The sequence below is a fragment of the Marinomonas spartinae genome (genome assembly GCF_900089775.1).
GTDB classification, from domain to species: domain Bacteria; phylum Pseudomonadota; class Gammaproteobacteria; order Pseudomonadales; family Marinomonadaceae; genus Marinomonas; species Marinomonas spartinae.
On sequence record NZ_FLOB01000005.1, the window covers coordinates 1 to 22,740 of the forward strand.

The 22,740-nt window shown below is 45.4% G+C and carries 19 protein-coding genes and 2 rRNA genes; 10 read left to right on the plus strand and 11 right to left on the minus strand.

The features are described 5' to 3' along the window. Both MSP8886_RS11805 and rrf read left to right on the plus strand, forming a co-directional pair. Positions 1-389 (plus strand): 23S ribosomal RNA (locus tag MSP8886_RS11805); the annotation flags it as partial. Between the two features lie 218 nt (positions 390-607). Continuing rightward, positions 608-722 (plus strand): 5S ribosomal RNA (rrf, locus tag MSP8886_RS11810). Between the two features lie 129 nt (positions 723-851). On the opposite strand, the gene MSP8886_RS11815 is transcribed toward rrf, so the two are convergent. Beyond that, entirely contained in the window at positions 852-1,094 is a 243-nt protein-coding gene (locus MSP8886_RS11815) for a hypothetical protein (RefSeq protein WP_067016658.1), read from the minus strand. Positions 1,095-1,953: 859 nt separating this feature from the next. On the opposite strand from MSP8886_RS11815, the gene MSP8886_RS11820 reads away from it, so the two are divergent. Together MSP8886_RS11820 and MSP8886_RS11825 are read left to right on the plus strand one after the other, a co-directional pair. After that, entirely contained in the window at positions 1,954-2,658 is a 705-nt protein-coding gene (locus MSP8886_RS11820) for a hypothetical protein (protein WP_067016660.1), read from the plus strand. 10 nt (positions 2,659-2,668) lie between these two features. Further along, the gene (locus MSP8886_RS11825; RefSeq protein WP_067016662.1) at positions 2,669-3,130 is read left to right on the plus strand and encodes a hypothetical protein; all 462 of its coding nucleotides are present in this window, start codon (positions 2,669-2,671) and stop codon (positions 3,128-3,130) included. A 348-nt stretch (positions 3,131-3,478) separates the two neighbouring features. Here the strand turns inward: MSP8886_RS11825 and MSP8886_RS11835 are convergent, their stop codons facing one another. Further along, on the minus strand, positions 3,479-4,420 hold the full coding sequence (locus MSP8886_RS11835) for a LysR family transcriptional regulator (RefSeq protein WP_067016666.1): 942 nt from the start codon (positions 4,418-4,420) through the stop codon (positions 3,479-3,481). Between the two features lie 104 nt (positions 4,421-4,524). Between MSP8886_RS11835 and MSP8886_RS11840 the strand changes: the two genes are divergently transcribed. Further along, the gene (locus MSP8886_RS11840; protein WP_067016668.1) at positions 4,525-5,421 is read left to right on the plus strand and encodes a DMT family transporter; all 897 of its coding nucleotides are present in this window, start codon (positions 4,525-4,527) and stop codon (positions 5,419-5,421) included. 222 nt (positions 5,422-5,643) lie between these two features. Next, on the plus strand, positions 5,644-6,957 hold the full coding sequence (locus tag MSP8886_RS11845) for an MFS transporter (RefSeq protein ID WP_067016669.1): 1,314 nt from the start codon (positions 5,644-5,646) through the stop codon (positions 6,955-6,957). Between the two features lie 131 nt (positions 6,958-7,088). On the opposite strand, the gene purK is transcribed toward MSP8886_RS11845, so the two are convergent. The 5 genes from purK to gap form a co-directional block, all read right to left on the minus strand. Beyond that, the gene (purK, locus tag MSP8886_RS11850) at positions 7,089-8,153 is read right to left on the minus strand and encodes a 5-(carboxyamino)imidazole ribonucleotide synthase (protein WP_067016671.1); all 1,065 of its coding nucleotides are present in this window, start codon (positions 8,151-8,153) and stop codon (positions 7,089-7,091) included. After that, a complete protein-coding gene (gene purE, locus MSP8886_RS11855; protein WP_067016673.1) occupies positions 8,153-8,644 on the minus strand; it encodes a 5-(carboxyamino)imidazole ribonucleotide mutase in 492 nt (163 codons plus the stop codon). The genes purK and purE overlap by 1 nt, the downstream gene beginning before the upstream one ends. Positions 8,645-8,882: 238 nt before the next feature. Continuing rightward, a complete protein-coding gene (locus MSP8886_RS11860; protein WP_281197846.1) occupies positions 8,883-9,338 on the minus strand; it encodes a methylglyoxal synthase in 456 nt (151 codons plus the stop codon). Between the two features lie 18 nt (positions 9,339-9,356). Then, positions 9,357-10,805: a pyruvate kinase gene (pyk, locus tag MSP8886_RS11865; protein WP_067016677.1), complete on the minus strand. Its 1,449-nt coding sequence runs from the start codon at positions 10,803-10,805 to the stop codon at positions 9,357-9,359. A gap of 81 nt (positions 10,806-10,886) precedes the next feature. Further along, positions 10,887-11,900, minus strand: coding sequence for a type I glyceraldehyde-3-phosphate dehydrogenase (gene gap / locus MSP8886_RS11870; RefSeq protein WP_067016679.1), 1,014 nt, complete (start codon positions 11,898-11,900; stop codon positions 10,887-10,889). Between the two features lie 388 nt (positions 11,901-12,288). Between gap and edd the strand changes: the two genes are divergently transcribed. After that, complete coding sequence (edd, locus tag MSP8886_RS11875) at positions 12,289-14,103, plus strand: phosphogluconate dehydratase (RefSeq protein WP_067016681.1); 1,815 nt, start codon at positions 12,289-12,291, stop codon at positions 14,101-14,103. Between the two features lie 347 nt (positions 14,104-14,450). Here the strand turns inward: edd and putP are convergent, their stop codons facing one another. Both putP and hexR read right to left on the minus strand, forming a co-directional pair. Beyond that, positions 14,451-15,950: a sodium/proline symporter PutP gene (putP, locus tag MSP8886_RS11880; protein ID WP_067016683.1), complete on the minus strand. Its 1,500-nt coding sequence runs from the start codon at positions 15,948-15,950 to the stop codon at positions 14,451-14,453. Between the two features lie 472 nt (positions 15,951-16,422). After that, on the minus strand, positions 16,423-17,292 hold the full coding sequence (gene hexR, locus MSP8886_RS11885; RefSeq protein WP_067016685.1) for a transcriptional regulator HexR: 870 nt from the start codon (positions 17,290-17,292) through the stop codon (positions 16,423-16,425). 91 nt (positions 17,293-17,383) lie between these two features. Between hexR and MSP8886_RS11890 the strand changes: the two genes are divergently transcribed. Both MSP8886_RS11890 and ung read left to right on the plus strand, forming a co-directional pair. Then, positions 17,384-18,295, plus strand: coding sequence for a choline/ethanolamine kinase family protein (locus MSP8886_RS11890; protein WP_067016687.1), 912 nt, complete (start codon positions 17,384-17,386; stop codon positions 18,293-18,295). Between the two features lie 5 nt (positions 18,296-18,300). After that, positions 18,301-18,975: a uracil-DNA glycosylase gene (gene ung / locus MSP8886_RS11895; RefSeq protein WP_067016689.1), complete on the plus strand. Its 675-nt coding sequence runs from the start codon at positions 18,301-18,303 to the stop codon at positions 18,973-18,975. Between the two features lie 38 nt (positions 18,976-19,013). On the opposite strand, the gene ygfZ is transcribed toward ung, so the two are convergent. Then, the gene (gene ygfZ / locus MSP8886_RS11900) at positions 19,014-19,925 is read right to left on the minus strand and encodes a CAF17-like 4Fe-4S cluster assembly/insertion protein YgfZ (RefSeq protein WP_067016691.1); all 912 of its coding nucleotides are present in this window, start codon (positions 19,923-19,925) and stop codon (positions 19,014-19,016) included. Positions 19,926-20,289: 364 nt separating this feature from the next. Between ygfZ and xylB the strand changes: the two genes are divergently transcribed. Next, a complete protein-coding gene (xylB, locus tag MSP8886_RS11905; protein WP_067016693.1) occupies positions 20,290-21,774 on the plus strand; it encodes a xylulokinase in 1,485 nt (494 codons plus the stop codon). 33 nt (positions 21,775-21,807) lie between these two features. On the opposite strand, the gene MSP8886_RS11910 is transcribed toward xylB, so the two are convergent. Next, positions 21,808-22,710 (minus strand): helix-turn-helix domain-containing protein, encoded by a 903-nt coding sequence (locus MSP8886_RS11910; protein WP_067016695.1) that lies wholly within the window; start codon positions 22,708-22,710, stop codon positions 21,808-21,810. Positions 22,711-22,740: the final 30 nt, after the last annotated feature.

The window sequence follows — 22,740 nt, forward strand, 5'->3', positions numbered from 1 at the left end:
CACATCCTGGGGCTGAAGCCGGTCCCAAGGGTATGGCTGTTCGCCATTTAAAGTGGTACGCGAGCTGGGTTTAGAACGTCGTGAGACAGTTCGGTCCCTATCTGCCGTGGACGTTTGAGATTTGAGAGGAGCTGCTCCTAGTACGAGAGGACCGGAGTGGACGAACCTCTGGTGTTCCGGTTGTCACGCCAGTGGCATTGCCGGGTAGCTATGTTCGGACGGGATAACCGCTGAAAGCATCTAAGCGGGAAGCCTCCCTTAAGATAAGATCTCACTGGAACATAAGTTCCCTAAAGAGCCGTTCGAGACGAGGACGTTGATAGGTTGGGTGTGTAAGTGCTGTGAGGCATTGAGCTAACCAATACTAATTGCTCGTGAGGCTTGACCATATAACACCAAAGTGGTTTTACTGGAGATGGTTCCTGACCCTTCCAGCACTTCCTCCTTCCATGGAGGTCGTAAGACACACAAAAGACACAGAATACGATCCGGTTTGAGCTTGGTTGTCGCTATTTCAAAACAGAATTGTTAACAGAGACAAGTGAACGAATTTGCGAGTTATGGAGAGGAAAACACAAAGCTTCCATAACAAACGCAAGCCAGTTTTCTTGATGATCATAGAGGCATTGAACCACCTGATCCCATCCCGAACTCAGAAGTGAAAAGTGCCATCGCCGATGGTAGTGTGGGAGATCCCATGTGAGAGTAGGTCGTTATCAAGATTTAATTAAGAGAAACCCCATCCTGCTAAGCAGGGTGGGGTTTTTTCGTTATGGGAAATCACCATCGCTGATGGACGTGAGGGGCACTTTATGACAGACAAGCATGTGAGAGTAGGTCGTTATCAAGATTTAATTTAAGAAAGCCCTGATAGTTATGCTGTCAGGGCTTTTTTTCGTCTCAAGAAACGTTTTTGTTGAGAAGCACTTTTTTAGAAGTGTTAGAAACAAATAAGGCTGCCAGTTGGCAGCCTCTTTCTGCATTTGCAGTTTGTGTTTACGGCGTTTTGCTTTGTTGGTTTTTTCGTGAACCCCACCTTTACGCATGATTGGGTCAAACGCATAGGGATTGCGTTTTTTCTGTTTAACTTTCATTTTTTTGATCCTTATATGATCCTTTTGAGTTAAAAAAAAGAAGGTATATTTTGAGGGTGGTAAGTGTGAATTACAACAGTGAATTTGGTTAAAAAAAGATCAGTCATCAAAGATGACTGAAAATCTACTAAATTTGACTGTTTCTTATCCACAGTAAGAGGTTAAAGCAATAGGGTTCCAAAACCCTCATTCCTGCGAAGGCAGGAGGCCATGTCCTTAACTCCCCGTCAAATACTCCGATTGCTCTGCCGATCACCCTGTCATTGTATTCATTTGATCTTGTTTCGCAGGCTCAACGCGTCGGCGTGAGTCCAATGCCAAGTTGAATAGAATCTTCCGTCTCTTTTTTGTGCGTTTTTCTTGGAACTAAGAGAAAAACTTCAATGATGGCAGATGATTAGAGGGGGAAACACTCCAAACTGTTCATGCCCTGCTTGTGGGTAGCATACTGAGCTTTATCTTGATGATATCTCCCAGGGAAAAATAACCCCCCTCCGCCAACCAGCCATAATAGTACCTAGAAAAGCAGCGATAACAAGGAAGTAAGATTCCCTGAAAACCAATCGAATTATCGCGTCTGAGGGAGTAGTAGTCTTTACTTAAGAGTCGAATCGCGCTAGAAAGCAAGAAATTAGGATTAAAATAGCGGCGAACTCAGGTCATCTGGCAAAGATGCTCAGATTAAGCTTGGTTTTCAGCGACTGAATATAACAGGGAGGTCACATCATGAAAAAGCAAACCTCTTATTGATAGTGGGGCCATTCAACAGACGGTTGGAGCTATGGTTTTGCCACTTTATAATCTCTTAGTCGTTATATTAATTGTAAAAACTCTGAAATAATTAACAGGAATGTTATAGATGGACATGAACCAGCAAAAAGACAAAGCAGCATTTGAAAGCGCGATTCGTGCATTAGAATCTGAAGTTGCAAATATTGGTGCCCACCTGACAGTAGACTCGACCGCAAGACAGATGTATTCGAAACAGATTCGTGCTATGTCCACAGAGCTAAGAATTATGGCCTCTACTGGCAAAATAACTTGGGCTCAGGCTGCTTCTCAGGCGAATGAGGCGAGAAATGTTATCATGGAGTTGGTCAGAACAAGAAGCACGCCTATCGGGTTAGCGATAGCTCAAAAGATGAAGCAACAAGGAAGAACCCTTAATGAGCTTATTGCAAAAAAAGCTCAGGCTTTATTTGGAAGAGGGGTGTCATTTAATGATTTAGCTGTAGAGCAACAAAATAGGGTCTATTCTGAAATAGTAAAATCAGCGGGAAAATCAGATCCTAAAGTTACTACTGCTATGAAAAAATTATCTCATGCAGGTAGAGGTTTTCTGTTCCTCTCAATGGCATTTTCAGTGTACACGGTAGCGACTGCCGAAAATAAGTTTGATGCTGCGGGAAAAGAGGTTGCGATCACAGGTGCAGGAATTGGAGGAGGTATAGCTGGTGGTGCTTTAGCGGGGTTAGCATGTGGCCCTGGTGCTCCGGTATGTGTAACTGTTGGAGCTTTTGTTGGCGGAGCGCTGGCTGCCTTTGGAGTAGGATTGATTTGGTGAGTATGGAATAATGAAAATTCTAAGTGATAAAGAATTCTTACTTAAATTGATGTCAGAATCAACCGACACGGAACCTCCAAAAAGCCAGATATGGGTCAATGGAAAAGCGGTAGATTCGTTTATTGAAGGCGAGGTATGTGAAGCGTGTATTGGTTATGAAAATTTTTATTTAGTTTTTACTACAAATAACTCTCCTTTCGAAGAGTCTTTAAATATTCAATTTCTCGACCAAAACTGTCGTTTGTTGGATCAAGCAACCCTAGTTTGGCCGTATAGCACAGGGTCGTTTACACTAATAGGTCTTACTGAACCTAACTTTATAGCATTTAAATTCTTCGAGGAAACTGTTTGGGAAATAGCGCTTTATCCTAGTAAAAAATTAGTGATTCCTTACTTTTCAGAGCCGGCTGGAGTGTGGAGAAAGTTCAGGCTAAGACATTATTTTAAGATATCTAAAAAATCTGTGGCATAAGAAAGATATAATGTCTAATCCAGTAGACAGATTTTCTAGTCGTGTTGCTGATTACGACAAATATCGACCTAGTTACCCATTAGACTTGATTAATAAGCTCTTGGAGCATTTAACCAGTTTTCTTTACATGGCCAAGTCAAGTTTAAGTACAAGTCGTCCATTTTTATTGGGCCAATTTGTTGCTGACAAAACGTTCAAGAGGAACAGGCAACGCGTGGCGAATTTTGCTCACATCTTGGTATTTGTGTTTACGGTGGTAAATTGAGGTTTAGCGGTAGTGCGTTGCTGCCCTTTAACCTGCCCTTTAACGCGGTGTTATCCCCGCCCCCACACTCATCTAACCATATATCATTCTCCCAATCCCAACCCCGCAGACTCATTAATCAACCATCGTTTTACTTCGGCAATTCCAGGTTCGTTGCGTCTTGAATATTTGTAAGCAAAGTAGAATGCATCGTCGGTTTCGATATGGTGGGTGGGCAGGCGGATTAGGTCGTCTTTGGTTTTGTCTTCATTGAACATATAGTCGTTGATCAGGGCGATGCCAAGGGAGTATTTAGCGGCTTCGTAGGTGAGCAGTAGATGGCTAAATTTATGCAGTTGTAGTTCGTCCGGTAGGATTTTTCCTTTCTCCGAAAACCAGCGCCGCCAGTCTTCTGTGTATTCGTTATAGATGCCAAAGGAAGTGACCAAGGGGAAGTCGCCCAATTTCTCGGGCTGTTTTTCAAGTAAGTTGGCCATGTCGGTGTCGGAATGAACATCGAGAGTGTTTTTCATGGCTTCATAAAACGCTGGGCTGCAAACGGGGAAGATCCTTTCCCGATAGATGGGGGTAAATGTGAAGCCGCGTTTGTCTTTGTCTGTGGTAATAAAGCAATCGGCGGTTTTGTCAGAAAGCTCGGGTGAGCTGTGGGTCATGGTAATGCTGATGTCTAGGTTGGGATGTCGTCGCATCAGGTCGGGTAGGCGTGGCATTAACCAACACACGGCAAAGGAGCTGTAGACGGCGATTCTTACCTTGGTTTCACTTTCTCCTCGTATCAGATTGCTAGCACGGGCAATTTGCGACAAGGAGCTGCTAATGGCGTCTAAATAGTGTTTTCCCTCTGTTGTTAAGCTGAGATAGCGACCTTGGCGTTGGAAAAGGCTTTCACCCAAGTGATTTTCTAAGGCGCGAATCTGATGGGAGACGGCGCTTTGGCTTAGGTTGAGCTCCTGGGCGGCAAGGGAAAAGCTATTTAATCTGGCAACGGCTTCAAAGACAGGTAGAGCTTTCAGTGGTGGTAGCATTTTATTATCCAAAAAACGAATACTAAGTGAGGATATATCATTTTATTGATGGTGAAGTCGAGGCTAGAATGCGGTTCTTTATATATTGTACTCAAGGAGCGGCTATGTCTGGAAAAACCATCGGTAGCGCTATTTTGATCCTAGTGATAGGTAACTTCTTCGCGACGTTTTGCGATGTGTTTATCAAAATGGCGGGCAGCAGTGTGGCCGTTTATCAGTTTACCTTTATGCGTCTTGTGATGATTTGTCTTGTGTTATTGCCATTGGCCTATAAGCACATTGATTTTAAAGGGGACATTGGCCTTAAGCTGCATTTGTTAAGAGGCAATCTGTGGGTATTGGCGAGTGTTTTATTGATTATCTCGTTAACGGCGTTGCCGCTTGCCACGGCCAATGCGGTGTTTTATATCGCGCCGATTCTGATTGTGTTGTTTGCGGGGATTTTCTTTAAAGAGAAAATTACCATGGGCATTGTGATTGCGGCTGTATCTGGCTTTGTTGGGGTATTGATCATTTTACGACCTTCTGACGTCAGTTGGGGGATGATCAGTGCGGTGTTGTTTTCCGTGGTATTGGCGACCAATAGTTTGCTGATTCGCAAGTTGCCAAAAAATCAAAACCTGTTCTTTGGGCTCTTGATAACCCATTTGTCGGCGTTGCCTTTAACGGCTTGTTTGGCGTTGTGGGAAGGGGGGTCTTGGAATATGGATGGCTTGTTATACGCTGGTGCATCGGCGATGTGTTCGATTGTTTATAGCTTAGCGTGCCTGCAAGGTTACCGCTATGTGGCGTCGAGCCAGGTGAGCAGTGCGGAATATTCCGGCTTGCTGTTTGCTGTGATATTGGGTTGGATTATTTTTAACGAGTCGATCGATTTCTTCTTTGTGATTGGGGCTCTGTTTATCATTTTGCCTTTGGCGTACTTGGGTAGCCGAGATAGACGTAAGCGCAAAGCTGAAGAGCGTATGTCGGTGGTTCGCTCGCAATTAGACGCAGGTTAAGTGTTTCCTATGACTGATGGGGACGTCTTCGCTATCTATAGGAGTAGTGTAGCCGTTCCGTCTTAGGTTGATGTCTTGATTGATTCAACAAAGTAGCCTATCTCTCTGGGTTGTTTTCCTTGTTGTTCACATCCCGTCACAGAAATTCATTATCTAAAGTGCTAGAATTTTGCGCTATTATCTCAGACAAGCTGAGACTGTTTTTTTGGAGTATGGGAATTTATGGCCAGCAAAGATGTGTTGGAGTCTGTGTACGAAAAAATAACCAATGAAGAAGATGCCAGAGCCTGTAAAGCCATTGATGAGTCGGCTTGTAAGGAAGTGCCTGGTAATTTTATCAAGCTGATTATCGCTCAGTTTTTTACCAATTTGGGCGATGCCATGATTAACCCAAAAATCACCTTGCCTTGGATATTAAATAGCATTGGAGCACCAGTGTATTTGCTGAGTTGGTTAGTGCCGATTCGTGAGTCTGGGTCTTTGTTGCCGCAATTAGCCATTGCGAGTTTTATACGTAAGTTACCGCTCCGTAAATGGGTTTGGATCGTTGGGAGTATTTTTCAGTCGATCAGTGTTGTGCTGATCGGGTTGATAGCCATGACGATGCAAGGGGCTGTGGCGGGTTGGTTGGTGATTGCCTGTTTGGTGGTGTTTAGTCTTGCCCGAGGGCTTAGCTCGGTGGCGTCGAAGGATGTGTTAGGTAAGACGGTTCCGAAAACGCAGCGCGGACAAGTGACAGGCTGGTCGGCAAGTGTCGCTGGGTTAGTAACCGTCGGGATTGCCATCGTCATGTTATTGAGTGCGTTAACGTCCTTTGAAGGTAATGCCTATGTGTATGGCGTTTGCTTAATGGGAGCGGCTATTTTTTGGCTGTTGGGGGCGTTGGTTTACTCCCGCGTTGTGGAGTTTTCTGGCGAAGTAGATGGCGGTAAGAACGGCTTTAAAGAGGCGCTTAAGCAGCTGAGTTTGCTAAAAACGGATAAAGCCTTTCGCCAGTTTGTGATCACTCGTTCGCTATTTTTATGTACCGCTTTGAGTGCGCCTTTTTATGTTGTACTGGCTCAGCATACCCTAGGGAATAACATGTGGGTGTTGGCGATGTTTATTGGTGCCAGTGGTTTAGCCTCGCTTGTTTCTGCGCCTTTTTGGGGAAAGTTCTCCGATCGTTCCAGTCGAAAAGTGATGATGGCGGCCTGTTTGTTTAGCTCTTTGATTGGTTTGGTCTTGTTTGCGGTCTCTTGGTTGGCACCTTCACTGTTAGACAATGTCTTGTTGCTACCGGTTTTGTATTTCTTGCTGACAATTGCCCATCAAGGGGTGAGAGTAGGCCGGAAAACCTACTTAGTAAATTTAGCCGATGGCAATAAGCGAACCAGTTATGTGGCCGTTAGTAATACGATGATTGGTTTTATCCTATTGTTGATGAGTTTTATTGGCGCGCTAACGCAATTTATCTCATTAGAAGGGTTAATTCTTGTTTTTTCGGGTATGGCGATTGTGGGTGTTTTGATGGCGTTACGCCTACCAGAAGTATAGGTAAGAACGGTCTGGCACTTTGTTGATTTAAGCGTTTGGTGGTACTAAAGAAAAAGAAGGCCCATTTAGCATTCGGTACTATTTAGTACCGTGCTCAATGGGCCTTTCTACTGCTTGTTCGCTATGGAGGATTAGGCGGGTAGGTTCGCTTTTAACCACTCAATGGCTTGTGGATAAGGCGCTGGCATATTGAGTCTGTCTAACGCCGTTTCCAGAACCGTTAGGTTGCCTGTGCAGAAGTTCAGGTGACCCACTTTGCGGCCAGGTCTAACGTCTTTTTGATACCAGTAGAGTTCTAAACTTGGGATGCTGAGCCATTGGTAATCCAGATCGACGCCGATCAAGTTCACCATCATACTTTGATTTTTGATCTCAGCGCTCACCAGTGGTAAGCCCATGACGGCACGGACGTGATTTTCAAATTGGCAAACGTTGCTGCCTGCTTGTGTCCAATGGCCACTGTTGTGCACGCGAGGGGCGAGCTCGTTAATCAGTAAGTCATCTCCCACGCGGAAGCACTCCATAGCCATAACGCCAACATAGTCTAATGCATCCATCAATTTACCAAGCATCGTCTCTGCTTTGCTTTGGTATTGATCGAGACGTTTAAGTGGCGATATTGATGCGTACAAAATACCATTGATGTGTAGGTTGAGGGTGAGTGGGTAAAAATACTTTTCACCATCTTTGCTACGTACACCAACAAGGGAGACTTCTTCGTCGAAGTTAATGGCTTGTTCGGCAATGGCTTGACCTTTCCAGTCGTCGGGAATTTCTGAGTTTTCCGCTTGTTTTAACCAATATTGGCCTTTGCCATCATAGCCGCCACGACGACGCTTCATAAGGACGCGTTCACCTAATGTGTCGTAGGCGTGTTGTGCACTAGAGTCGGCTTCTACAGGAAACCAAGGCGCCGTGGCAAGGTCAAGGCGGTCTAGCCATTGCTTTTGCGTTAGACGATCTGCCAGTTGAGGGAAGGTCGCAAGGTTAACAAAGTTGTTATGTGTGGCTAACTGTTTGGTGGCAACGGTTTCTGGCCATTCTTCTCGCTCGGCGGTAACGATGTCGTTTGCTTGCAGTGGTAGTTCGTCTGTCGCCTCAATATCCACAGGGCGCACATCAATTCCCAACGGGGTGCCGGCTTGTTTTAACATGGCGCCCAGTTGACCCGCGCCTAATACCCATAATGTTGACATTAGGCCTCCCGAGGATCTGGGTTAGCGAGCACTGTTTCGGTTTGTTTGGCGCGAAACGCATCAATTTTTTTCGCCAGTTCAGGGTCGTTATTGGCTAGGATCTGGCAAGCTAATAGGCCTGCGTTAAATGCCCCAGCAGTACCAATGGCTAATGTGCCAACCGCAACACCTTTTGGCATTTGCGCGATAGAAAGCAGGCTGTCCATGCCGTTTAGAGCTTTGCTTTGTACTGGTACACCGAGAACGGGGAGTCGAGTATGGGCCGCAACCATGCCAGGCAGATGCGCTGCACCGCCTGCACCACCAATGATAACTTGGAAGCCCTTTTTAACTGCGCTTTCTGCAAACTCAGCAAGTTTCACTGGGGTTCGGTGAGCGGAAACGACTTCCACATGGTAGCTAACGCCCAGTGTGTCCATAATTTCAGCGGCACCTTCCATGGTGGCCCAGTCACTTTTTGATCCCATAATAAGGGCTACTTTTGCTTGCAAGATCTTTCTCCTGATAAGGGTTCAACGTGGTGTTCAGGGGTGAATGTGTTGAACGACATACAATGGCTCTGACAAAACCTTGAGAACACCCTCGCTCATGTGGATGTTTTCAGCCTAATAGGTTTTAAAAGAGTGGTTTTAATTGCGCGTTAATATAGCCGATTTTGCCAAAAACCGCGAGGGTTGAAGGGGGAATTCATTTTACTAGAAGGGTAATGCCGGAATAAAAAAGAGCGACTTAAAGCCGCTCTTTTAGGTATTGCTCGTAATCAGGGATTTTTCGCTCGAATTCGCTATCAAATAGTGGGGAAGTGACGAGGAAATTCGCCGAGGACACGCTACAGGCTATGGGAATGTTCCATACCGCTGCAACACGAAGTAGTGCTTTGATGTCAGGGTCATGGGGCATGGGCTCAAACGGATCCCAAAAAAAGATCAAAACGTCGATTTTGCCTTCTGCAATCAAGCCACCAAGTTGTTGATCACCACCCAGTGGGCCACTGATAAGGGATTTGACTGGCACATCCAAATGCTTTTGCATTAAATTGCCCGTTGTCCCGGTTGCCATCAAATTGTGTTTGATTAACTTTTCTTTGTGCTTTTTTGCCCACTCAATAAGCTCAGGCTTCATATTGTCATGGGCAACCAGAGCGACGTTTTTACGCTCTGGTGTGGTGATGGTTTTCTTTATCAAGAGAGTCCCCATGTTGGGTTATTCCGCTGTATCGCCAACTTTGACGATTTTCATCATGTTAGTTGTACCGTAGCTTACTAAATGATCGCCTTTTGTCACAATAACAAGGTCGCCGTTTTTAATCAGACCAAGGGATTTAACATGATCGACAAGCCCCGTCACAATCGTATCCACATTGAACTCTTGCGAAGAGAAAGCCACGGGGGTTACGCCACGATAAAGGTTGACTTTGTTTAATGTAGCTTGGTTTGGCGACAAGGCATAAATTGGTAAGCCTGAGCTGATACGCGACATCAGAAGCGGTGTCGTCCCCGATTCCGTTAAACTGATGATGGCTTTCACCCCTTGTAGGTGGTTAGCCGCGTACATAGCCGACATGGCGATGGTTTCATCGATACCGGTGAAGGTCACGTCAATACGGTGTTTAGAACGGTTTATAGCAGGCTGTTTTTCCGCGCCTAAGCAAACACGGTTCATGGTCTTGATGACTTCTTCAGGGTATGCACCAGCTGCCGTTTCTGCTGACAACATAACCGCATCGGTACCATCTAGCACGGCGTTGGCTACGTCGAATACTTCAGCACGGGTTGGCATGGCGCTGGTGATCATGGTTTCCATCATTTGCGTTGCGGTAATAACAGGGCGGTTCAATTGACGGCAACGTTTGATCATGTGTTTTTGTACACCAATCAATTCGGCATCACCGATCTCCACGCCTAAATCACCTCGGGCAACCATGACGGCATCGGATGCCATAATAATGGCGTCTAATGTTTCGTTATCCGCTACGGCTTCGGCACGTTCTACTTTCGAGACGATGCCTGCTTTCAAGCCCGCCGCTTCAGCAAGAGCACGAGCTTCGTTTAAGTCATCCGCACTGCGAGGGAAAGAAACGGCAAGGTAATCTGCTTGCAAAGCTGCCGCTGTTTTGATGTCTTCTTTGTCTTTGTCTGTTAGGGCTGCGGCAGAGAGTCCACCGCCTTGACGGTTGATACCTTTGTTATTAGATAAATCACCACCGACAATGACTTTGGTAATGACTTCTTGGCCTTTTACTTCGATCACTTCTAGAACCACACGGCCATCATCCAATAGGAGAATGTTGCCAGGCTGAGAGTCTTTAGCCAGTTGTGGGTAATCAATACCAACACGGGTTTCGTCGCCGCTGTTTTTGTCAAAGCCAACGTCAAGAATGAAGGTTGCTCCATCTTTAAGCTCAACTTTGGTGTTTTTAAAACGAGCAATGCGGATTTTTGGCCCTTGTAGATCGCCCAGAATTGCGACATGACGACCATTCTTTTTCGCCATTTCACGTACCACATTGGCACGATTGATATGGTCTTCTGGCTGTCCATGGGAAAAGTTAAGGCGAAACACATTTGCACCAGCCAAGATCAGTTTCTCGATCATCTCTGGGGAGCTAGAGGCTGGACCAAGTGTTGCAACAATTTTCGTTCTACGAGTCATGATAGATTACCAAACATTTGAAAGCGTATAGAGAGTATAAGGTAGGACAAAGGCTGCGTCAGCAGCCTTTGCTAATATTGCTTATTTTGCGTTCATTAGTGCAATGGTATTGTCTAACATGCGGTTAGAAAAGCCCCATTCGTTATCATACCAAGACATCACTTTGACCAATTTGCCTTGAACTCGAGTTTGTGTCGCATCAAAGTTAGACGTAAAGGCGCTGTGGTTGAAATCAGAGGACACCAGAGGATCGTGGTTAATATGCAGAACCTGGGCAAGAATTGGGTCGGCTTTAACCGCATCTTCGATAATTTGGTTGACCTCTTCCACGCTGGTTTCACGAGGTGCTAAGAAAGAAAGGTCGACTAGTGATACGTTAATGGTGGGTACACGAACGGCCATACCGTCGAATTTCCCCGCCAATTCAGGTACAACGAGACCAACGGCAGCGGCTGCCCCTGTTTTACTTGGGATCATGTTCATTGCTGCTGCACGAGCACGATACAAATCAGAGTGGTACACATCAGACAAACGCTGATCGTTTGTATAAGAGTGGATTGTGGTCATCAGGCCACTTTCGATACCTAATTTGTCGCTCAGTGGTTTGGCAATCGGTGCCAAGCAGTTAGTGGTGCAAGACGCGTTTGAAATAACAGTCATGTCACTGGTTAGAACGTTTTGGTTGACGCCGTAGACAACGGTGGCATCGACTTCTTTGCCTGGGGCAGAAATGATGACTTTTTTCGCACCTGCATTAAGGTGAGCGCTGGCTTTTTCTTTGGTTGTGAAGAAGCCTGTACACTCAAAAACAACGTCTACTTCTAATTCTGCCCATGGAAGATCCGCTGGGTTGCGCTCAGAAAATGTGCGGATTTTATCTTGGTTAATGTAGAGTGCTTCTTCATCAAAGGTTACATCTTCATTAAAACGGCCATGGACTGTGTCATACTTAGTTAGGTGGGCGTTGGTTTTTGAGTCGCCAAGGTCATTAATTGCGACGACTTGAATGTGCTCGCGTTTGCCTGATTCGTACAAAGCTCGCAGTGTGTTGCGTCCAATACGTCCATATCCGTTAATCGCTACTTTAATTGTCATACTCACCTCTAAATACAGTGGAAGTCCATTCGTATCCTTACTAGATTATAGTTAAGAATACATGGAAGAATGTGTTGTTTTACGTAAAAATACTACATAAAAGGATTTTTAAGCAAGGACAGTGCTGTGTTGGTGCCCTTTATTGCTTAAAAAATAAACATTAGTCATGTTATAGCACAAAGCGTATATTAAAAATGTTACCAAGGATGACTATTTTAAAGCAAAATCTGGCTTTATGTGAGCTTTTTTGGTAAAAAAATTACAGGATTTTTGATTTTTACTGGATTTGTTCGCAAATTTAAGATGAAATCTCTAAAAAATGTAGTAATATTACATAAAATATTTTCACGTCAGTTGGACAAAGACTGTTGCAAAACCGGAGAGAAGCATGAATTCTATTGTTACGAAAGTAACTGAGGCTATCATTGAGCGCAGTAAAACATTACGTTCACAATACTTATCCGATATGAAAAAAGCACAGGAGCAAGGACCTCACCGAGGTAAATTGTCCTGTGGTAACTTGGCTCATGGTTTTGCCGCATGCCAACCTACTGATAAGCAAAAGCTAACGTTAATGGAAGAGGCGAATATTGGCATCGTCACGTCTTATAACGACATGCTGTCTGCTCACCAACCATACGAAAGCTATCCAGATCAAATTCGTAAAGCCGTTCAAGAAATGGGCTCGGTTGCCCAGGTCGCTGGTGGGGTTCCCGCCATGTGTGATGGTGTGACACAAGGGCAGGATGGCATGGAGCTGAGTCTTTTTAGCCGAGATAACATCGCACAAGGGGCGGCGATTGCGTTGTCTCATAATATGTTCGATGCGGCTTTGTACCTTGGTATTTGTGACAAAATTGTTCCAGGGTTATTAATTGCCGCACTGCGCTTCGGTCATCTTCCTGCTTTGTTTGTACCAGCGGGTCCAATGCGTTCGGGTATCACCAATGCGGAAAAGTCGGCGATACGTCAGCGCTACGCTCAAGGTGAGGCGACTCGTAAAGAGTTGCTTGAAGCCGAATCTGCTTCTTATCACAGTGCCGGGACTTGTACTTTTTATGGTACGGCCAACTCTAACCAACTGTTGGTCGAAATGATGGGGCTGCAACTGCCTGGCTCTTCTTTTGTGAATCCTGATGAGCCACTACGTGCTGAATTAACCAAATATACTGCTCAGTTGGCAACAAAATCCACGGCGTTGGGACGTGACTATCGTCCCCTTTACGAGATTATCGATGAACGCAGTATTGTTAATGCCATTGTGGGGCTATTAGCGACAGGTGGCTCCACTAACCACACTATGCACATCGTTGCCTACGCTCGTGCTGCTGGCATTATTGTCACTTGGGATGATTTTTCAGCCCTGTCTAAAGTGGTGCCATTATTGACGCGTATTTACCCAAATGGTCAAGCTGATATTAACCATTTCCACGCCGCTGGTGGCATGGCATATTTGGTTAAGCAATTGCTAAAAGGTGGATTGCTGCATGAAGAGGTGAATACCATCGTTGGGAAAGGTTTGCAGCATTACACCAAAGAACCATTTATCGACAATGGTCAATTGGTATGGCGCGATGGCCCAGAAGCAAGTTTGGATTTAAATGTCATTCGTCCTATTGAGGACCCGTTCAGTCAAGAAGGTGGCTTGTCTCTGCTTAAAGGGAATCTGGGCCGTGCTGTGATCAAGGTGTCTGCCGTAAAAGAAGAGAACCGTATTATTGAAGCGCCAGCAGCGGTTTTTCACAGTCAATATGAATTAGCCGATGCCATTTCCAGTGGTAAGCTAAAACGTGATTGTGTTGCCGTGGTGCGTTTTCAAGGGCCAAAAGCCATCGGCATGCCTGAGTTGCACAAATTAACGCCTTTCTTAAGTAATCTTCAGGATCAAGGCTATAAAGTAGCATTGGTGACAGACGGTCGCATGTCTGGGGCGTCAGGTAAGGTACCAGCGGCGATCCATCTGACACCAGAAGCGCTAGCGGGCGGTTTGATTGCGAAGATTAAAGAAGGCGATCTTATTCGCTTGGATGCGGTAGAAGGTACGTTGTCGGTCTTGATTAGCGATGAAGAGCTGAATGCACGAGAGCCTGAAGACTTCGATCTGTCTGATTCCCATCAAGGCATGGGGCGTGAATTGTTCAGTGCTCATCGTCTACTGGTAAGTGGTGCTGAGCAAGGGGCTTGTACACTTTTTAATGAATAATGTTTGATTTTAAATGATCGGCTGAGAGTTGATCATTCGCGTTTCCTCTGACTACTAACGTTTGTTAGTAATGGTGTTTAGGGCTTGCTTTGCAAGCCCTTTTTTTATGCTAAAAAAGCCAATCCCTGAGTCATAGCGGACGGGGGGCTTTGTATCTGGCGTCTATAATAGGTGCCTAACGACATCATTGCTTATCAGTACGATGGTATAACTTACTCTTTAGGCGTGAGTGGTGTTGTTTGCTTTTAGATTAGAGAAGTGGCGGCAGCATCACATAAAAAACCCAGATCAACTTAGTTGATCTGGGTTTTTGACTTTAAACCTAGTGATGGCGATTGGATCAATCATCAAGCCATGGTTTCTAGAGATTTTTCGTACTCGTCGAAGGTGTCGGTCACTTTCTTCTCTGGAGCACCACCAAGTAAGCTAAAGACAATAATGGCGATGGTTGAGAATAGGAAACCAGGTACGATTTCGTATAAATCGAAAATACCACCGTGTAATTGCTTCCAAACAACGATAGTCACACCCCCAACAATGATGCCTGCCAAGGCGCCGTTGCGGTTCATGTTGCGCCAGAATAGGCTCAACAGGATAGCTGGACCAAATGCTGCCCCAAAGCCTGCCCAGGCATAAGACACTAAACCGAGTACAGAGCTCTTAGGATTTAATGCCAATGCCATGGCGATAACTGAAATTAATAGAACTGCAAAACGACCCACATTGACTATTTGTTTTTGTGTGGCGTCTTTATTTAACAGCTGTTTGTAGAAGTCTTCTGCTAAAGCGGAAGAAGACACCAATAACTGGGAGTCTGCCGTACTCATGATAGCCGCTAGGATGGCGGCCAACAGAATACCTGCCACCACGGGGTGGAACACGGCGTTGACTAGAATCATGAAGATTTTCTCAGGGTCAGCTAACTGACCACCTAAGTTGTTATCCACATAGACGATGCCGGTTAAGCCGATGGCTAATGCGCCTGCCATTGAAAGAGCCGTCCAAGTAACAGCAATACGACGTGCTGTTTTAATGTCTTTATTAGAGCGGGAGGCTTTAAAACGTGCCAAGATGTGAGGCTGACCGAAGTAACCAAGACCCCAAGCCAGTAGAGAAATAATTCCGATGGCGGTTAAGGGTTCACCGTTCACGTTATGCCAAATTGTCAGAAGTTCTGGGTTTTTTGCCTCGAGTGTGGATGTTAGCTCAGAAACACCACCTTGAATGGCGACAATCGGAACAATTACCAAGGCGGCAGACATCATCAGACCTTGAACTAAGTCTGTCCAAGCAACGGCTAGGAAGCCACCAAATAGCGTATAAGACACCACACAGATGGTGCCAATGATGACCGCATAACGGTAGTCTATACCAAATACGGTTTCGAATAATTTACCGCCAGCCACTAAGCCAGAGCTGGTATAAAACAAGAAGAAGAGTAAGATAAAGATCGCTGAGATAGACTGAATCAATCTGGATTTATCTTGGAAGCGTTTGGCTAGAAAGTCCGGTAATGTAAGGGCATTCTCTGCTTGAATGCTGTAGGTTCGTAGACGCTTTGCACAGATTAACCAATTTAGCCATGTACCAACAAATAAGCCCGCGGCAAGCCAAATGGATTCCATACCGGATGCAAATGCATAGCCAGGCAAACCTAGCAGCAACCAGCCACTCATGTCGGAGGCGCCAGCGGAAAGGGCGGTCGGCCAAGGGCCTAACGAGCGACCACCTAGAAAGTAATCCTCAGAACTTGATGTTAGTTTGTAAGCGTAAAGCCCGATGGCTAGCATGACGATAAGATAAGCTAAAAAAGTAAAGCCTATCGCGTAGCTACTATTCTCAATCATTGTTGTCCCCAGTTTTGATAAGTCGTTGTGATGTGCTTTTGAATCAGTGTTGTTTTCACTGCTCTACTCGACAACGCTTCGCGTTAGTCGCTATACAAAAAGCCGTTTCTGATGAGTGAAGACTCATTCGAAAACATCGTCTCGTTATCATTGTTTATGTATTTATTAGAATGAACAGTCCTTGAACAATGTAAAAAAAATCACTTGATAATGCCTTTTCATGACCATTTTTAACATGTTTCAAAGGTTGACCCGTGATTCTAGGTGGGTGTTCTTCGATAATCTTTCAAAAAAATCCGGCAAAATTGTAACAAACTCGTTTTGTGGCGAGAAAGGTAACTTTATTTTGTCAGTTTTTTGTTTGTTTTTTGTATTTGAGGGGGCGGTTTTTCGTATTGGAGAGGGGTTAAGGAGATAGATAAAGCGCCATCGATTTATGACGCTTTATCTGAGAGACGTGCTCTGGGACAGGTTACTTATGTTTGTCTGTTTTTGGCAGACGAGTATCTTGCACACTCTGCTTGAGCTTTTTAAGGTGAGCATTGAATTCAGGCCCACGTTTAAGTAGCACGCCCGTCGCTAAGGCATCGATCAAGGTGAGGTAGACGATACGGGAACTCATTGGAGTATAAATATCCGTGTCTTCTGTCTCTTCAATAGGCAAGACGATGGAACAATGCTCTGTTAAAGGTGAGTCTGGATTGGTGATACCAATGACTGATGCGCCTGTTGCTCTCGCTACTCGTGCTGTTTCGATCAAAGGGAGCGTCCGTCCTGTGTAGGAGATCACCACAATAGCGTCTCCAGAATGGGCTCCAGCTGCTGCCATACGTTGCACGAGAATGTCTGTATAGGCGACAACGGGCATATTTAAGCGGAAGAACTTATGATGAGCGTCTTTGGCAACAGGGCCGGATGCGCCTAAACCGTAAAACTCAATGCGCCTTGCTTGGGCAAGGACATCGACGGCCCGGCTGATTAGACTTTCTGGTAAAATCTCTTGAGCACGAGTCAGGTTGTTTTTCGCCGCTTCAAAAATTTTCGTTGTCACCGCACCTGGTGCATCGTCAGGTTCAACGTTCAGATTCACATAAGGGGTACCGGTTGCCAAACTCTGAGCGAGTGAGACTTTAAAGTCTGGAAAACCGCTACCGATTAAGCTGCGACAGAATCGATTTACCGTTGGCTCACTGACTTCTGCTCTAGAGGCTAATTTTGCAATACTCGAATGGATGGTCGTTTTCGGATCAGCAAGAATGGCCTCGGCAACTTTTCTTTCGGATTTACTCAAAGTGCTCAGTCGTTCCTGGATCTTCCGAATAATGTCTTCGTGTTTATTCATTAATTCTGCTTCAAAGTTGTCTATTGACTCGGATAGTTTAATAACTCATTCTGACAGCGACTTCCAATTCTGGCAATAAAAAGGATTTAAAATGGTCCATTTAACAGACTATTTCGATAAAATGGCTAATATTCTCCCCGAATTTAATAAAATTAAAGTCGTGGAGTTTGAGGAGGGATTTTCCAATAAAGTGTATCGCTTAGATTGGAATAAGGCGCCTCGTATTGTGCTGCGGGTGCCGGAACTGGATGGAGAGGTTTTTGGTATTGATCGGCAAAGTGAAATGACCGTTTTGCTTGCCGCTTCGCAGGCAGGCGTATCGCCTCCCGTGTTGTGGCATGATACAGATGGCGCCTTTGCTTGTCGGTTTGTTGTGCAGCCTTCGTTGGGCTGGGATGTGGCGCATTCCTCAAGTAATGTAGTGAGAATTGCCCAAGCTTTGGCCCAAGCTCATTGTTTACCTAGTGTAAGCCACGCTTTCTGTATTTATCGTTTAATTGAGCAATATCTGCAATCCATCGATTCTTTTATATCGCCTGACTCTGAACTGAAGGCAGAGTGGTCGTACTTGCAGACGATCTTTTCCAGTTTACCCCGTGTTGCCTCAAGTAGTGAGCCTGTGGTGTGCCATAATGACTTGAATCCCAAAAATGTATTAATAAATGATGAAAAAATTTGGCTGATTGATTGGGAATATACGGGTATGGGGGAGCCTTTATTTGATTTGGCGGTAGTGGCCAAATCACATAACCTCGATGAGGGACAGCAAAGATTACTTATTCGCAGCTATGATAATAATTTGGACGAGCAAGAAACGCTGAGTAAAATCGCCCTCTATAGTAAGGCCTATTCTTTACGGGAAATGGCTTGGTTGTTATTAAAACATGTCTCCTCTCGGGACGATGTGCAATCTTTAGCGTATTATTACGAGTTTAAAACCATGCCATCTCTGAATCCTTTTATAGATCAACATGACGATGTCAATACGATAGCCATAGAGTAGTTTATATGAATTTAGCCCCCGCTTGGCACGCTCGATTAGCCAATGAATTCGAGCAGGATTACATGCAGGTTCTGCGTGAATTTCTTAAGAGCGAAAAACAGCAGAGAAAAATTATTTATCCGCATTCAGATGATTGCTTTAATGCGCTCAATGAAACACCCTTTGAACAGATAAAAGTGGTCATTTTAGGGCAAGATCCTTACCACGGAGAGGGGCAAGCTCATGGTTTGTCTTTCTCGGTGAAACCCGGTGTGAGGATTCCGCCTTCCCTTCTGAATATCTATAAAGAGCTGCAAGCAGATTTAGGGATTGCCCCAGCGGGGCATGGCTATTTAAGTCAATGGGCGAAACAAGGTGTCTTACTGCTTAATAGCGTATTGACGGTTGAGGCGGGTAAAGCCGGCTCCCATCAAAATAAAGGCTGGGAGCGCTTTACTGATAAGATCATCGAAATGATCAATCATGAACATCAAGGGGTCGTGTTTTTGCTATGGGGAGCCTATGCGCAAAAAAAAGGGCGCTATATAGACAGGCAAAAACACTGTGTTCTGGAAAGTGTTCACCCATCGCCTTTATCGGCCCACCGTGGCTTTTTAGGCTGTCGCCATTTCTCACAGGCCAATCACTATTTAACGCAGACTGGAAAAGCGCCCATTAACTGGGCACTGGATCCGGTGTAAGACGCGCTGTCTGTGTGATTATCTAAGAAACGTGTAGGCTAGCGTTTATCTAATCTATAGGGGAGCGCTAGCGGCTCTACTGACGTGTCTCCCAGTTTTGGGGCGGACAATTCTTCTGGCTCAATGTTGAGAATGACTTGAGCAACAGACCAATCGTCACAGCTTGCTTGGGCAAAAAGCTGTCCCACTACTTTGTCACCAAGATCGGTCAGGTTTGACTCAGCGGTCGGTCCCCCTTGCCAGTAAAAGAGGGCAAGTTGCTTTTTGGACTTCCCACGGTATTGCATGCGTGCGACGATCTCTTGTCCCGTGTAACAGCCTTTGGTAAAGCTGATTCCTCCAGTTCGCTGCATGTTGAGCCATTGAGGAAGAATGTCTTCACTTTGCTCAGCACGAATTAATGGCCGTGCTATCAAGAGGTTTAGGACATCCGCATATTGCTGGTTTTGCTCTTCTAGAGAAGTATTTTGTGCGGGTTCAACCAGCCAGTCGGTACGAACTGGGTACTCACTCAAGGTAAGACGCATGGCACTATGGTCTGTTTGAGTTGGTAATATTTCGGTTAATTGTTCTGGTTGCGTGCTGGTTGCTTGAGTTTGGACGCTGGTGACGCGATAAGCGTCAGAGGCATCCGCTAATTCTACTTTAAAAAAAACCGCGTATTTTTTCAGGTGCGTGAGTGTCTTTTCTAGCAAATCCTTCGACATTAATAAAAGAATCTGTTCATCCTGTTGAATCACTAAAAAGTTCGCGATGATGCGGCCTTTGATGCTGCAAACCGCCCCATAGAGACTCTGAGATGTTGTCAATTTGCTCATATCACAGGTGATTTGCCCCTGTAGAAATTTTTTACCATCAACCCCGCTGACTTGAAGCACACCAATTTGTTGCTGATGCGCAATAACGTCTTGAGAGAGCATGGTGTCGGCAAAGGTGGATAAAGCAGTCATAAACGTTTTTCCATGATAGTTGGCAGTAACGATTGGCGATAGTGGCTAACGCCACTATATGATGCATCTAACATGGCGCTAATAGCATCGTTTTTCAATAGGGAAGTCTGTTATAAATAAGGTTTATTTCATTGTAAGTGATGAGTGAATGAGAGAGAAATATACTATTAGTTGATGATTTTTATTGAGTTTTGATACGAAAACCGCAAGTTAGCGAAATACTATTGACGTTAGGGAGTAGACTTTTCAATATGAGGTCTTTTCACGCTGCTTGTCTTAGTTTTCCTTGTGGTTTTTTGAAGGCTCTCAAGCGTAATAATAAAAATAAAGACGCCAGTCGCGTCGATGAATGAGAAAGGAAACTATGTATTTAGGTCTTGATCTTGGTACGTCAGGTTTAAAAGGCGTGTTGATTGACGATAAGGGCGATGTGGTCGCACAAGAATCCGTCTCTTTATCGGTCAACAGCCCACACCCAACATGGTCCGAACAAGATCCATTGTCTTGGTGGCAAGCCTGTATTGATGTGTTAGGCCTGCTGGGGCAGCGGGTCGATCTCGGGCAATTAAAAGCTATTGGTATATCCGGACAAATGCATGGTGCGACCTTGTTGGATAAACAGGGTGACGTCTTGCGTCCATGTATATTGTGGAACGATGGCCGCAGTCAGGCACAATGTAGCGCGCTAATGGCGAATTATCCCTCATTAACTGAGCGTTCAGGTAATTTGGCAATGCCTGGTTTTACCGCCCCTAAAGTGCAGTGGGTGAGAGAACATGAACCTGAGATTTTTGCCCAAATTGCCTATGTTTTACTGCCGAAAGATTATCTCGTTTATCGACTTACAGGAGTCTTATCGACGGATTGCTCTGATGCGGCGGGGACCCTTTGGTTGAACCCTGCTACACGGCAATGGGATGATGAGTTATTGGCGGCAACGGGCTTAACGCAAGCGAATATGCCTACCGTCTTTGAAGGATGCGATGTGATTGGTCATGTGTCTGATAAGGCGAGTAAGCAATTAGGATTGCCTAAGCTTCCTGTTGTCGCGGGTGGCGGTGATAATGCCGCCGGAGCTGTGGGCATGGGGGTGACCCATGCTGGTCAAGGGTTGTTGTCTTTGGGCACTTCTGGGGTGTATTTTGTGGTGAGCGAGAGCCATAAAGCCAACCCTGACAATACGGTGCATGCGTTCTGTCATGCTCTACCAAATCGTTGGCACCAAATGGGGGTTACCTTGAGTGCGGCTAATTCTCTCTCTTGGTTGGCTAAGTTGGTAGATGGTTCCGTGTCCTCTTTGCTTGAGGAGCTTGAGCGGTCAGGTAAGAAACAAACATCGGTGATCTTCCTGCCTTATCTAAGTGGCGAACGTACGCCCCACAATGATCCGGATGTTCAGGGACAATTTATTGGTTTACGTAATAGTACTGATCTACCGGAGATGACCCTAGCGGTGCTCGAAGGCGTCGCTTTTTCTCTATTGGATTGTCAAAATGCTTTGTCTCGCGCTGGGAGTGAGGTGAATGATTTGTCGTTAATTGGTGGCGGCGCTCGTTCTTCTTTATGGCGACAAATATTGGCAAATGTATTGAACAAACGGATGATTTACCGAGATGGTGGCGATGTTGGTCCTGGACTCGGCGCTGCCAGATTGGCTTTGTTGGGGGAAAAACGACAGGCAGGTGGGGAGATTGAGGCGCTTATCTCTCAATATTGTGCTTTACCCGAGGTGCTGGCTAGCCATCAGCCAAATACTCAACTGTCCGATTATTATCAGGACAAATACGCTTTGTATCAGGCGTTCTTCGCGGCGACTAAAGAGCTAAATCATGCTCTGGCGGCTTTATAGTTTATAACGAGAGTTTGGGGCTTATAGCCAGAACTAAAATACTGTCTCGCTATACTGTCCCAAACGGTTACTGCTTTGGCTGCGAAAGTCCCTAGGGGTGACGCCTTTTAGCTCGTGAAATCGACGGTTGAAATTGGCAACGTTCTTAAATCCCACCTGAAAGCAAATATCGACAATTTGTTGATCGGTTTCTGTGAGTAAATTGCACGCTCGGCTGATGCGTACTCGGTTTAAAAATTCCGTAAAGCGGTTTCCGGTTGCTTTGCGAAAGAAACGCGAAAAGTGGCTGTCAGACATGCTGACTAAGTTAGAGGCATCTGACAGGCAAATATCCTGATTGTAATGTTGAGTGACATAATCCACCACTGTATTGATTTTACGTTGCAGATTTTCATTGGATTTTAAGTCTATCTGTACCGTAGAAAGCAGGCGATAGTTCTGGCTCTGGGAAAGTTTTTTCAATAGAGGGAGTGTTAGGGTGAGGCGTTCCAAGCCACTGGCGTCTCGGATGGCGGCAAAGGTTGTCTTCAAGTAATCAGGATCCTCTCCCAGAAACTCCAGGCCGGATTTGGCCCGTAGTAACATGGGAAGTACTTCAGACAGCTCTGGGATAATCTTCATACCTTGAGCAAAGGATTCATGGTCAAAGCGTATCACCATATCCCTCGTGTCGGTCGGTGGTTCGTTGCTCTGGCAGATCCAATTATGGGGCAAGCGGGGCCCCGTGAGAATTAACTGACCTGGTTTGTAGTTGCCAATGTAGTCACCGACAAAGACCTTGCCTGACGTGGAGACAATAAAGTGCAGCTCGTAGTCATCATGGGCGTGCCAGCGAATTAAATCGCTGGGGTAGCCGTGTTCCAGATAACGTATGGTTTCGATTTCACCTTCCACTAATTCGTATTCGGGAGTATTTCGTTTTATTGTTTTAGTCATAAAAAACTCCTAACAAACTTAATGCTTAGC

Coding starts and splice junctions, on each gene's coding strand:
- MSP8886_RS11890 (WP_067016687.1), top strand. CDS start 17,384: ATGGTCCATTTAACAGACTATTTCGATAAAATGGCTAATATTCTCCCC.
- MSP8886_RS11820 (WP_067016660.1), top strand. CDS start 1,954: ATGGACATGAACCAGCAAAAAGACAAAGCAGCATTTGAAAGCGCGATT.
- purK (WP_067016671.1), bottom strand. CDS start 8,153: ATGTCAACATTATGGGTATTAGGCGCGGGTCAACTGGGCGCCATGTTA.
- MSP8886_RS11825 (WP_067016662.1), top strand. CDS start 2,669: ATGAAAATTCTAAGTGATAAAGAATTCTTACTTAAATTGATGTCAGAA.
- ygfZ (WP_067016691.1), bottom strand. CDS start 19,925: ATGACTGCTTTATCCACCTTTGCCGACACCATGCTCTCTCAAGACGTT.
- ung (WP_067016689.1), top strand. CDS start 18,301: ATGAATTTAGCCCCCGCTTGGCACGCTCGATTAGCCAATGAATTCGAG.
- MSP8886_RS11910 (WP_067016695.1), bottom strand. CDS start 22,710: ATGACTAAAACAATAAAACGAAATACTCCCGAATACGAATTAGTGGAA.
- pyk (WP_067016677.1), bottom strand. CDS start 10,805: ATGACTCGTAGAACGAAAATTGTTGCAACACTTGGTCCAGCCTCTAGC.
- MSP8886_RS11815 (WP_067016658.1), bottom strand. CDS start 1,094: ATGAAAGTTAAACAGAAAAAACGCAATCCCTATGCGTTTGACCCAATC.
- edd (WP_067016681.1), top strand. CDS start 12,289: ATGAATTCTATTGTTACGAAAGTAACTGAGGCTATCATTGAGCGCAGT.
- MSP8886_RS11835 (WP_067016666.1), bottom strand. CDS start 4,420: ATGCTACCACCACTGAAAGCTCTACCTGTCTTTGAAGCCGTTGCCAGA.
- MSP8886_RS11840 (WP_067016668.1), top strand. CDS start 4,525: ATGTCTGGAAAAACCATCGGTAGCGCTATTTTGATCCTAGTGATAGGT.
- MSP8886_RS11845 (WP_067016669.1), top strand. CDS start 5,644: ATGGCCAGCAAAGATGTGTTGGAGTCTGTGTACGAAAAAATAACCAAT.
- gap (WP_067016679.1), bottom strand. CDS start 11,900: ATGACAATTAAAGTAGCGATTAACGGATATGGACGTATTGGACGCAAC.
- hexR (WP_067016685.1), bottom strand. CDS start 17,292: ATGAATAAACACGAAGACATTATTCGGAAGATCCAGGAACGACTGAGC.
- putP (WP_067016683.1), bottom strand. CDS start 15,950: ATGATTGAGAATAGTAGCTACGCGATAGGCTTTACTTTTTTAGCTTAT.
- xylB (WP_067016693.1), top strand. CDS start 20,290: ATGTATTTAGGTCTTGATCTTGGTACGTCAGGTTTAAAAGGCGTGTTG.